Source organism: Streptomyces bottropensis ATCC 25435 (assembly GCF_000383595.1).
Classification (GTDB): Bacteria; Actinomycetota; Actinomycetes; order Streptomycetales; family Streptomycetaceae; genus Streptomyces; species Streptomyces bottropensis.
In genome coordinates this window covers 5,325,164-5,336,528 of sequence record NZ_KB911581.1, presented here as the reverse complement: position 1 = coordinate 5,336,528, position 11,365 = coordinate 5,325,164, and the positions used below count along the sequence as shown (strand labels likewise).

Annotated in this window: 7 protein-coding genes and 1 pseudogene; 2 read left to right on the top strand and 6 right to left on the bottom strand. The window is 71.3% G+C overall.

What is annotated here, in order from left to right:
- Positions 1-92: 92 nt before the first annotated feature.
- Positions 93-496, bottom strand: a pseudogene (locus STRBO_RS0123735) (telomere-associated protein Tap); the annotation flags it as partial.
- Positions 497-1,377: 881 nt separating this feature from the next.
- Here STRBO_RS0123735 and STRBO_RS0123730 point away from each other — a divergent pair.
- Positions 1,378-2,871, top strand: a complete 1,494-nt coding sequence (locus STRBO_RS0123730; protein WP_005476586.1) for a hypothetical protein — start codon at positions 1,378-1,380, stop codon at positions 2,869-2,871.
- A gap of 29 nt (positions 2,872-2,900) precedes the next feature.
- Here STRBO_RS0123730 and STRBO_RS0123725 read toward each other — a convergent pair whose 3' ends face one another.
- On the bottom strand, positions 2,901-3,461 hold the full coding sequence (locus STRBO_RS0123725; RefSeq protein WP_245170611.1) for a serine/threonine protein phosphatase: 561 nt from the start codon (positions 3,459-3,461) through the stop codon (positions 2,901-2,903).
- A 163-nt stretch (positions 3,462-3,624) separates the two neighbouring features.
- Positions 3,625-5,193, bottom strand: a complete 1,569-nt coding sequence (locus tag STRBO_RS0123720) for a hypothetical protein (protein WP_005476578.1) — start codon at positions 5,191-5,193, stop codon at positions 3,625-3,627.
- Positions 5,194-5,195: 2 nt separating this feature from the next.
- Here STRBO_RS0123720 and STRBO_RS41965 point away from each other — a divergent pair, with 2 nt between their 5' ends.
- Positions 5,196-5,936, top strand: coding sequence for an IS5 family transposase (locus STRBO_RS41965; RefSeq protein ID WP_078531390.1), 741 nt, complete (start codon positions 5,196-5,198; stop codon positions 5,934-5,936).
- Between the two features lie 40 nt (positions 5,937-5,976).
- On the opposite strand, the gene STRBO_RS0123705 is transcribed toward STRBO_RS41965, so the two are convergent.
- From STRBO_RS0123705 to STRBO_RS41960, 3 genes are all read right to left on the bottom strand, one after another.
- Positions 5,977-9,522, bottom strand: a complete 3,546-nt coding sequence (locus STRBO_RS0123705; RefSeq protein ID WP_005476570.1) for a BTAD domain-containing putative transcriptional regulator — start codon at positions 9,520-9,522, stop codon at positions 5,977-5,979.
- Between the two features lie 261 nt (positions 9,523-9,783).
- Positions 9,784-10,752, bottom strand: coding sequence for a sporulation-delaying protein SdpB family protein (locus STRBO_RS0123700; RefSeq protein WP_005476569.1), 969 nt, complete (start codon positions 10,750-10,752; stop codon positions 9,784-9,786).
- Positions 10,753-10,769: 17 nt separating this feature from the next.
- Positions 10,770-11,261 (bottom strand): SdpA family antimicrobial peptide system protein, encoded by a 492-nt coding sequence (locus tag STRBO_RS41960; protein WP_158690947.1) that lies wholly within the window; start codon positions 11,259-11,261, stop codon positions 10,770-10,772.
- Positions 11,262-11,365: the final 104 nt, after the last annotated feature.

The window sequence follows — 11,365 nt, the reverse complement described above, 5'->3', positions numbered from 1 at the left end:
CGGGGGAGGCCCGACGGAACCCCCACGCACCGGCACGGGTGCCACGCGGTTGCCGGCGGTGGGCCCCCTCGACCAGGGCATGCGCTTCACCGGGAGCCGGGCAGCTTCGGGTCGAACACCGGTTTCTTGACGTGGGTGGGCGCACCGAGGCCGACGACCAAGCCGTTGGCACCCGCCGCGAAGGCCATATGCACGTCGATGCCCACCAGGTGACGCAGCGTGCACTCGGCATCCGTCATCGGCCGCGCCCAGTTGTACGCCTCCTCGAACAGCTTCTCGCCAGGGCCACGGACGTGGAAGCGCGGAAGATCCGCCAGGAGCGGGTGCCCGTCGGGGGCGTCGCACGGCGCGCAGTCCACCGGATCCCACGGGCACTGGCTCCTGGACGTGCGAGGTGTGCCGGAGGAGACCGCGGCGCAGCGGCGGTGGGCGGGTGTGGCGCGGCGGGTGTTCGCGCTGGCTCATGCGGTGGTAACCCGGTGGGTGGGAGCAGGCGCTCCACTGGGAGCGCGCGGCGGTCTGGCCGCAGCGCCTGCACCAGGTGGCCGGCGGCAACGCCGGGAGCTAGCGGTGGCGGATCGTGGGACGGGACGCGGCCGTCTTCCCCGAAATGATGGGCCGTCGCCGACGCACTGCTGGACCCAGCCATGGCCGAGCTGGCGTGGCGGGCAAGCGGGGGTATGCGGCTTCGGGCGCGGGGCGAGGACGACCCGTTGTGCCACCGGCTGGGCGAGCGGGTAGACCGGCCGTGGCTGGGGCCGCTGGCCGCGGCCGGACCACGGCGGCCCGCTGGATCGGCGCTCTCGGCCTGGTCCTCAACACCCTCGGGGTATGCCGCCTCATCGCACTCTCAAGGCCCGCTCCGCCCCTTGGTGATGCCCGGCACCTGAGTGAAGGCGCGATCACCCGTCTGGAGCAGCGCGGACGCTGACGTTCCGGGAAGTGGTGTGTCTCACGCTCCGTCGGCGGGCCGGGGGCAGCGCACACCAGGTGGCCGACAGCCCCGTGCGGCGGAGCGGCCCAGCGGATCGGCCGACGGTCCGACGACCGGCCGGCCGCATCTCCGTCCCACTCGCAGCCCTGGGCTCCGGTCCCGGTCCCGCCGGCCGACCGGTAACTGTCGTCGCTTCCGCCCCCGCCGACCGACTGACGTGTGCACAGCCACAACGGACGGGTGACGTCCGGCACTTGCGGGCCGGGGACCCCACACCGGGCGAAGGAACCCCTCTCTGAGAGGCCCTTGGGGCGACTCGCGACGTGCTGGGCCGGGTGGGTGAGAGAGGGGCGCGGGCCGGTGCGTCGCGTCTTTCGGGGTGCGGTCGGCATCTCATCCTTTTGTCTCTTTGAAGGCTTGTCTTCATTTCTCCGGGAGGGCCCATGCGTGTGAACGGGAGCGCCGCTCCGGCCGTCACACCCACCGCCGTTCCGGCGGCCGTCGCGCCGGTGCTCGGCCCCGTCGCCATGGTCGCCGGAGCCTTCACGCTGACCCAACTCCTGCTCGTCCCACCGGAGATGGGGCTCGGCTGGGACGAGACGGTGTATGTCAGCCAGGTCAGCCCACATGCGCCGGCGGCGTTCTTCAGCGCCCCGCGTGCACGGGGGGTGCCGGTGCTGGTGGCGCCGGTCGCCGTGTGGTCGTCATCCACCGCGTTGCTGCGGGTATATCTGGCGGTGCTGTCGGGGATGGGGCTCTACTTCGCCCTGCGCGCGTGGCGGGGACTGTTCCCGGTGCGGGTGCGGGCGGTCGCGGGGGCGCTGTTCGCGTCCCTGTGGGTGACGCTCTTCTATGGGCCGCAGGCCATGCCCAACTACTGGGTCGCGGTCGGCGCGCTCGTCTGCGTGGGCTGTTTCCTGCGGGTGCGGAAGAACCCCGGGGACCGGGCGGCGCTGTGGGGTGCGGGCGCCGGTACGGCGTTGATGGCGTGGATGCGGCCCACGGACACCCTGTGGGTGACCCTTCCGCTGTTCGTGCTGCTGGTGGGCGTACGGGAGTGGCGGCAGCCGCGGCCGGCGGGGGCGATGGTGGTGGGGCTGGCCACCGGGGCAGGGGCGTGGGTCGTCGAGGCGTACGCCCAGTTCGGCGGGCCGGCGCGGCGACTGGCCGACGCGTCGCGGATCCAGGGCGGGCTGGGCTGGAACATCGCTGTCGACGACCAGTTGCGCGCTCTGGTGGGGCGAACCCTGTGCCGTCCGTGCACCGGCGACCTGCCGCATCCGGCGATCTTCGCCTGGTGGTTCGCGCTGCCGGTGCTGGCCGCGATCGGGCTGGCCGTCGCACTCAGGGCCGGGCGGGCGACTCCCACGGTGGTGCCGCTGGTCTGTGCCGCCACCGCCGCGGTCCCCTATCTGTTCCTGATCGGGTACGCCGCTCCGCGCTTCCTGCTGCCCGCGTACGCCCTGCTCGCGATCCCGGTCGCCGACGCGCTGCTGAGTCTCGTCCGGCGGCCGGGCGGAGCGTGGCGGCCGGTCCTCGGGGCGGTCGTGGTGGCCGGGGTCCTCGGGCATCTGGCGGTGCAGTACACCGTGCTGGCACGCACCGTCGAACGCACCGTCGCCTTCCACCGCGACTGGGACCGCGTCGCCGCCGAGCTGCGGCGCCTCGGCGTGCGGCCGCCCTGTCTGCTGACCGGCGCCTACGCCATCCCCATCGCCTACTACGCGGGCTGCTCCTCCGCCCACACTCACGGCAACAACGCCAACATCACCCGGGCCGGCATTTTGCGCACCGCCGAACGCGTCCCCGTCGCCGCCCTCGTCGCGCCGGGCGGCGGCCCGCCCGGATTCGCGCGAGCGTGGCCCGCTCACCAGGCCGCCGGGTTCAGGCTGTTCGTGGCGCAGCCGACGGCAGGCGCACGCGCCCCGGGAAGATGACCGGCCGGTGGATCGCGCCCGGGCAGGGATCAGGAGACGTCTGCGCTGAAGCCGTCCCTGACCTTGTCGAAGGTGGGACGGTAGGCGTCCCCGTCGAAGTCCGGGGCCGAGAGGTAGATGTCGTACTCGCGTTCGCCCTCGCGGCTGTATCCGAGGTCGATGGCACGGAAGACGCGGGCCCGGCCCCGGAAGGTGAACTCCCAGACGGCCGCCGGCTGCCCACGGAAGGTGGTCTGCTGCATCCACAGCCTCCGGTGCGAGCCGGGGTAGTGGGTCTTGGTGTTCGCCTCGATGTCCTCGAAGTGGGCCAGGGGGTGTGAGCCGGCGGGGCCCACGACACCGATCGTGAGTTCGGACAGACCTGTCTCCTCGGTGTAAGTGACCGGCTGGGCCGTCCGTTTGCCGGCCTTCCAGCCGTAGGGGACGGGAAAAGAGACGCCGAGGGTCTCGTCCGTGACCAGTTGGAAGCCCTCGGGGACGGGGAGCGGGAGTAGGACGGGGTCGCGGATGCGTTCGCGCCGCCCTGGGCGGCGGCGTCCCCCGGGGTCCGAATCGAGGTAGAGCGCGGCGCCGGCGACCGAGGCGGCCACGGTCACCGCGACGGTGACCGGGATGAAATACGGCGCTTCCTGCGACCCGTCCGGGCCGGCCTGTCGGCCTCGGGGCCCGTGCCTCCCGAGTCGTTCAGGGCCTCGCCGATCTCGTCGTCCGCGACCGACGCCGGCGATCGGCCCTCACCAATCCCGCTCCAGGTCACCCCGAGGCCAGCTGCTCCGCTATCTCCGCGATCCAACCGGAGGTCTTCGCCGGGTCGTTGAGGGTCTCGGCCCAAGCGTCCGGCTCCAGCTTGTGCTTGGCGGGGCCGGATTTGAGGGCGATGAGCAGGGACCTGGCGGATTCCCGCATCTCGGCTGTGGTGTTCCGGGAGATGTCGGGGCCTGCCGCCAGGGCGTAGATCTCGCGCGCCATGGCCTGGCGTTCGCCCTTCGACACCTTCTTCCAGAACTTCATCGCGTGCTTCAGCGACTCCTTGCGGGAGGCGGCCTCCGCAGGGGTCTCGCCCTGCAGCGCCCAGCGCTCGGGGTGGTGGACCTCTTCGTAGCGCTTCGTGGCGGCACGCAGCGCCTTGTACATGGTGACGCCGAGGACGAGACCGGCCCCGGCCCCGGCGAGGCCCCATCCGACCGGGTTGCTCGCCAGCCCGACTGTTCCCGCCGCGACCGCCGTCACGACGCCGGCTGCGGCCTTGACGGACTCGCCCCCGCCGCCGGCCGTCTCCTTGCCGATCTTGGTGAGCTGCTTCTTCTTCGCGTACTGCTGCACCTTGCTCAGCTTTTCCACGTCGTTTTCAGCGTGCTGGAGGTTCTCGGCGGCGTCACGGGCTTCGCCCATCGCCTCCCATGCGGCGTCGATGGCCTCGGAAACGAGCTCCAGCCGTCCCGGGCCCTCATGCTTCCAGTAGGTGTCCAGCGCGACGTAAGCCTCCGCTGCGGCCCAGCCGGCCTGCTCGTGCGACTCGTTCAGCCGTGCCAGTGACCCCGCCTGGACGAGGTGGGGATCTCCCAGCTTTTTGACCTGCCTGTACTTGTTGGCTGCTCCCCCGATGCGGAAGGCGGACCGCATGCCCTTGATCGCGCCGACGGAAGCGCTGGCGATACCGCTCGCCTCGGATGCCACCGCGGCGTCCGCCGCCTTCTGGATCTTGGTCACTTCCTTGGCGATGGCGGCGCTGTAGCTTCCCGAACCGGCGGCGCCGACGACCGTGTCGACCCCCTTGGTCTTGGCCTTCTTCTTCGCCGTGTGGTGGTTGGCCCCGGTCTCGTGCTTCTTGCTGTCCTTCATGTTCTTGTACGCGTCCATGCCACTGACCAGGGTGCCGGCGGCCTCCGTGAGGAGGTTGCCCGACGCTGCGGAGGTCCCCGAGGCGGCGGCGGAGTGCTTGAGGCCCTCGTTGGCCGCCACGGCGGCCTGCTGGGTGAAGGCCGCGTTGGTGGGGGTCTGGAAGCCCTTGATGAAGGTGTCGATGGGTTCGAGATTCTTCTTGAACCTGTCGAGGAGCGCGGCGATCCGGTCGCGATAGTTCTTCTTCGCTCCGGGGGACGCGTCGCCGTTCGCCGCCGCATTCCCTCTCTCGGTGTCCCGGATGCGTTGCACCGCCGCGGACGTGGCCCGGTTGCCGGCGCGGGACTGCATCTCCAGGAGGGCGCGCTCATGCGAGCGTGCGGACGTACTCCCGGTCCGGCTCCCTCCGTCACGGTGCCGGGCCGACGTCAGGACGGCTGCGGACTGCCGTGTCGAGGTGCGGTGGATCGGCGTGCTCATGGATGTACCTCTCCTGTGCCGGACCGGGCGAGGCGAAGATAGCCAGACCTGGCCAACAAGAGAGGTACGGCAGAGAAATTCCCCACGGACGCCGTGGGGCGCGTGTGGTGGATTCGACCGGTCGTCGCTCCAGCCCGCCCGCCCCGCAGAGCACCGCGAACTGCTCCAGCGGCCGTCCCAGCACCCGCATCAACACGGCCAGCTCCGGCTCCCCGCCGTGTACCTGGTCGTCCGGCTGGAGGAGGTGGTCAGGCGGCGAGTGCCTGGGACGCTCCCGCGGAGGATTTACCACCAAGCTCCATCTCGCCGCCGACGGACGATGCCGCCCCCTCGCCCTCGTCCCGACGCCAGGACACTACGGTGACGGCCCTCAACTCGAGCGTGTCCTGGACCATGTTTCCGTGCCCCGCACCGGAGTCGGACGCCCTCGCACCAGGCCGGACCATGTGCTGGCGGACAAGGCCTACACGTCGCGAAAGAAACGCCGTTACCTGCGACGGCGCGGCATTTCCCACACCATTCCCGAACGCCTCGACCAGCAAAGACACCGGCGCAACCGCGGTTCCCGCGGCGGCAGGCCCACCGGCTTCGACAACGAGCGCTACAAGAAACGCAACACCGTCGAGCGAGCCGTCAACCGGCTGAAGGGCTTCCGGGCCGTCGCCACACGCTACGAGAAACGCGCCCACATCTACCTCGGCACCGTCACCCTCGCAGCCCTCATGATCTGGCTCCGCACATGATCCAAGAAGCAGTCCCAAGTCTTGCGCGTGTACTGAACGATCACGACAGACTTGAGTCCTGATGAGATGTCATGCCCAGGGCGCGGAAGATGTCCTGGGCCTCCTTCCGATACGGGGCCGGGTCCTCCTCGCCGGTCGCGGCGACGGCGCGGCCAAGGATGTCGAGGCTCTCGGCCAGGGCCCTGCGCCAGCCGGTTCCGCGGTGCACCGCGAGGGCCTCGTGGGCGCGGGCGGCGGCGGTGGCCGCTTCGCCGTGCAGCAGTTCGGCACGGGCCAGGGCGGTGAGGGCCTCGCCCTGCACCATCAGGTGTTCCGTGCCCCGGGCGATGTCCAGGGCGCGGGAGATCTGCTCCCGGTCTGGCGGGTGGGTCACGGCGGCCAGGCCGAGCAGGGCACGTGCCCGCAGTTCGTCCGCGCCGCGTTCCTCGGCCAGCTTGAGCGCTTCCCGGTAGACGACATCCGCCTCGCCAGGGCGGCCGAGGACGAGCAGGACGCTGCCGAGGGCGATGCGGGCGTCCGCGCGGTAGTGCTCCTCGCCGTCCTGGTCGAAGAGACGGGTGGCGGTCGTCGCCATGTCCAGGGCGGTGGTGAGGTCACCGGTGTCGCGGTGGACGGAGGACTGGAACCGCAGCACGTACGCCTCGCTGCCCTGTTCGCCGCTCTCCCGGACCATCTTCAGGGCGGTCCTCAGGTGGTGCGCCGCCCGCGCGGGATCCCCGAGGAGGTACAGGGTCCGTCCCAGATTGGCGTGGGTCAGGATCCGGTTGTGCTGGGAGTCGAGGTTGCGCGGTGCACGCTCGGCCCGCCGCAGACGGTCCAGTGACTCGGTCAGGCGGCCCAGGTCGCGCAGCGTGATCCCGAGCGTGAGCAGGACGACCGGGTGGCCGTCCGGCATGCCGTTGCGTCGGTCGATCTCCGTGGCCCGTTCCAGGTACTCCGCGCCGCGTGTCAGCCGGCCGACGAGCCAGTTCACACTGGCGAGGTTGGTGAGCGCCACAGCCGTGCCCTCCAGCCAGCCGCCTGCGTCGGCGAGGGCGAGCGTCTGCTCGAAGTGAGAGATCGCCGCATAGGGGAGGCTCTTGTGGAGGTCCGCGGCGCCGAGCAGGTTGTGCATGGCGGCCTGGGCCACGGGCTCGTCGGCGGCATGGGCGGCGTCCAGGGCGGCCCGCCCGAGGGCCGCCCAGTCCACAGCGGTCTTGCGGGTCCAGGAGTGGCCGGTGAGGGTGTAAGCGAGCCGCCAGGAGGCGGGGTGGCACTCGGCGGCGGCCTGTTGGACGGCCGCGGCGAGGTTGGGCAGTTCGTCGTCCAGCCAGCGGATCGCCGCGGCGGCGTCGGGGATGCGAGGCGGGGGCACGGTGTTGCCTCGGCCGGCGCCGCCCTCACCGTCGCCGTGAGTGCAGCCGTCCGGGCCGCTGGTGCCGGTGGGGGGCAGGGGGTCCTGGCCGGGGTACAGCAGTTGGGCGCAGCGGCCCGTGGCGTTCAGCAGCCAGGTGTACAGGGCGTCGGAGGCCGCGTTGCGATCCTCGGCGGTCTCCTCCAGGCGCAGCCGCTCGGCCGCGTACAGCGCCACCAGGTCATGGCGGCGGTACCGGCCGGCCCGGTGTTCCCGCAGCAGGTGGGCGGCGGCGAGCCGTTCCAGCAGCCCGGCGGCCTGAGCGGGGGCGAGGCCCGCCACGGCCGCGGCGGCGTCCAGACCGGTCTCCGGGCCGGGCACCAGGGCCAGCAGCCGGAACATCCGCCGGGCCGGGGCGTCCAGGGCGTGGTACGACAGGTCGAAGGCGCTCCGTACGGCGGTGGCGGCGTCGCCGGTGACGGACAGGGCGGTCAGCCGGTCGCCCTCGCGCAGTTCGGCGGCCTGCTCCTCCAGCGTGCGCCAGGGGGTGTGGTCGAGGTTTGCCGCGGCGATCCGCAGGGCCAGGGGCAGGTGTCCGCAGGCGTGGGCGAGGTCGTCCGCCGCCCGCGGGTCGGCGTCGACGCGTGCCGCCCCGAGGGTGCGATGCAGCAGGAGCCGGGATTCGTCGGGGCTGAGCACGTCCACACCGACCCGCCGGGCACCGTCGCGGGCGGCCAGCCCGGCCAGCCGGTCGCGGCTGGTGACCAGCACCAGACAGCCGGGCCCGCCGGGCAGCAGCGGCCGCACCTGCTCCGCGTCCACGGCGTTGTCGAGGACGACCAGCATCCGCCGCTCGGCGGCCAGCGTCCGGTACAGGTCGGCGGCGGTCTCCAGCGTCCCAGGGATGACTTCCGCTGCCACCCCCAGCGCCAGCAGGAACCGGCCCAGCGCCTCCACGGGGCGTACCGGGCCCTCCGGCGAATGGCCGCGCAGGTCCACGAAGAGCTGGCCGTCGGGGAAGCGGTCACGCACCCGGTGCGCCCAGTGCACGGCCAGGGCGGTCTTGCCCGCTCCCCCGGCACCGGTCAGGGCACAGACCCCGCTCCCACCGGCGGGCCCCTCCCCGGGGACGGGCAGCAGGGCGTCCAGCCGGGCCAGGTGATCGTCGCGTCCGGTGAAGAACGCGGCGTCGTAGGGCAGCAGGGCGGGAGCGATCGGCGGGGCGGCGGGGGCCGGTGCCTCGGCCGGCGGCCGGGAGGTGGCGGCGCGCGGTACGTCCATGCGCAGGACCCGCAGATGGGCGTCGGTCAGCTCCGGACCCGGGCGGACGCCGAGCTGGTCGTCCAGACGGTCGCGCAACGCCGTGTACAGGCTCAGGGCGGCGGCCTGCTCGCCCGAGGCCGCGAGCGCCAGCAGCAGCCGGGCGTGGACCCCTTCGTGCAGTGGCTCCAGGTCGGCGGTCCGGCGCAGTTCGTGGACGGCATTCTCCGTGGTGCCCGCGGCGAGGGCACTGTCCGCGTACGCCTGGACCAGGGACAGGCGCAGCCGGGTCAGGCCGACGGCGGAGGGGTGCTCACGCAACCCCGGCGCCATGCCCTGGAGGACGGGACCGCGCCATAGCCGCAGGGCCGCCTCGGCCTGCGCGTACGCCTCGGCCCGGTCGTCGGGCTCTCCCCCGTCGTCGGCGAGGGAGGGCAGGGCGTGCGAGGCCAGGACGGTGAACCGCGCCGCGTCCGAGTCCTGTTCGTCCAGGTCCAGTACGTAGCCGGTCCGGGTCCGGCGCAGTACGCCGCCAGGCGGGTCCCCCGGGCCTGTCGCCGAGGTGAGCAGCCGACGCAGCCGGGCCACATAGGTGTGGACCATGTTCAGGGAGCTGGCCGGGGGGCGGCCGTCCCACAGGGTGTCGACGATCTCGTCCTGCGACACGGCGATGCCCGGGTGCAGACCGAGCAGGGCCAACAGAGCGCTCTGTTTCGCCGCGCCGGGTTCGGCGGGCCGGCCCGCCACCTGGAGCAGGAGGGGACCGAGGACGTCGAGCCGGAGCCGCCGTTCGTCGCCGGGTTCCGGAGCGTTGCCCGGTCCCAGTACCTCCATGAGCCTGAGCACCGACGGGCTGTGCGGTGACCGCGCCCGGCCCCGCTCGATATCCCGGATGGTGCGGGTGCTGACGCCGGCGAGTTCGGCGAGCTGCGGCTGACTCAGCCCCAGCTGCGCCCGACGGCCACGGAGCCAGGCCCCCAACTGCTCAGGCATGCACCCCTGCTTCTCCCCGCATCCTCACCGCCCGGCACCGGCGGCGACCTCACCAGGCGGAACCTCCCGCCACGGATGGATGACAGTACGTTTGCGAGCCGTCGCTTGGAGAGACCCTTCTCCGTCAACCACTGGCCGAAAATTCTTCTGCGGAATTGCGCTGACGTCATGTCAATTTCCTTTATATACAGGCAACTTGCGCGGAAAAACATCACTGCCCCCGCCCGGAGCCGCCCGGCGGGGGCAGTGCACGAGACGACCTCAGCCCGGAACGAGGGACGCGTCCCGTACCGATGCGTCGCACGTGTCGTCGTCACGAGCCTCGCGCCGCGCTCTTCGCACGCGTCGCACTCGTCGCGCCGCGAACCGGGGAAGGGCGAGGTTCGTGGTCGGAACCTGGTAGGCGATGACCAGGGCGCCGAACATGGTGAACGCGAAGCTGAAGAGGCCCATGAAGAGCGCTATCCCCGCGTGGAGGGCGATCCCCAGCCAGAACGTCTTGCGCCGCACCTCGGCCTTCCAGAAGAGCGAGAACGCCAGGGCGAGTTCCATGACGAGGACTCCCCAGGTGAGGGCGGCGACCGTGTAGGCGTTCTCCAGCAGGGGCTGCATGGCGGGCTTCCAGAACGGCAGGAGACCGAAGAACGGATCGTTGAGCCAGTAGGCGAGCGCGGTTCCGTCGGCCCACTCCGTCACGCCGAACTTCGCCACGGACGACTGGAAATAGATTCCGGCCACCTGGATCCGGATGGCCCAATGAGTGACGTAGCAGAAGGCGGCGGCGGAACCGCCGAGTTGTTTCGAGCCGCCCTTGGTGCTCCAGTGCCACCTTCTGTCGTCCACCAGCCCGAAGGGAACAATGGACAGCGTAAGGACCAGGGCCACCGAGTCTCCGCCGTCGGGCAGACTGAGCGAGGTAGCGATACTGAACGCGACCCACCAGTGCGGTATCACCCAGAACCTCGGCCGCCAGCCGATCATCACGGGGACCAGAACGGCTGCCAGCAGATACCGGCGGATCTCTGGACTCAGCGAGTCCCCACCGACACAGAATCCCGAGATCGCGGACAGCCCGTCGCAGTACGGGGCGTCCTTCATGCCGATGACGGGGTGGAACAAGGCCGCGGCCGGGGTGAGGAACAGGGTGGCGAACATGCCCACGGCGATGAGAGTGCGCATCAGCCCGTACACATTGGTGCGCGGGTCGAACCGTTCGGCGGCTTCGGGCACAGCCGGAAGTCTGAGTCTCAGCACTGGATGTTCACCTCCGCCGCCTTCGTGACCCGGTACTGGCCTTCTGTCAGCTTTCGCCAAGCCCATGGAATCGGTTCCTCCCGGGTGAGCACGGTCTTCCCGCACAGCGTCGGGATCGGGGAATCGTTGCGGATCTTCGGAGCGTCACCGAAATCGTCGATGCCGCAGTCGGAGACCGTGTATCCCCCACATTTCTTCCAGGCCCGCTCCGGCGTGGCATTCATCAGGATTGCCAGCTCGGGGCCCTGGGCCCGCACTCTTCTGCCGGCCCCGAACACGTTGGACGGGCTGGCATGGGGTCCGATGAACAAGCTCCGTGGCAGCCCGTCGGATGAAATGCTGTAAGCACCCTTGGACGGGCTCCGGGGGCTCTTTGTGAAGAACGACCAACCCTGGGGCCACACCTTGCCGACATACTGACGCGATGCGACGACTCCCGCCGAAGTGACTGCCGAACTCGGCAGGGCCACCAGCAGCGATGTCACACCGACCGTTCCCCACAGAACGGCTCCGCCGAAGAAACCTATGCGAGACATGTCTCTCCACCCCCAAGGGCGGCTCCGCCGCACGCAGCGGAGCCGCCCTTTCG

Coding starts and splice junctions, on each gene's coding strand:
- STRBO_RS0123730 (WP_005476586.1), top strand. CDS start 1,378: ATGCGTGTGAACGGGAGCGCCGCTCCGGCCGTCACACCCACCGCCGTT.
- STRBO_RS0123705 (WP_005476570.1), bottom strand. CDS start 9,522: ATGCCTGAGCAGTTGGGGGCCTGGCTCCGTGGCCGTCGGGCGCAGCTG.
- STRBO_RS0123720 (WP_005476578.1), bottom strand. CDS start 5,193: ATGAGCACGCCGATCCACCGCACCTCGACACGGCAGTCCGCAGCCGTC.
- STRBO_RS41965 (WP_078531390.1), top strand. CDS start 5,196: ATGTACCTCTCCTGTGCCGGACCGGGCGAGGCGAAGATAGCCAGACCT.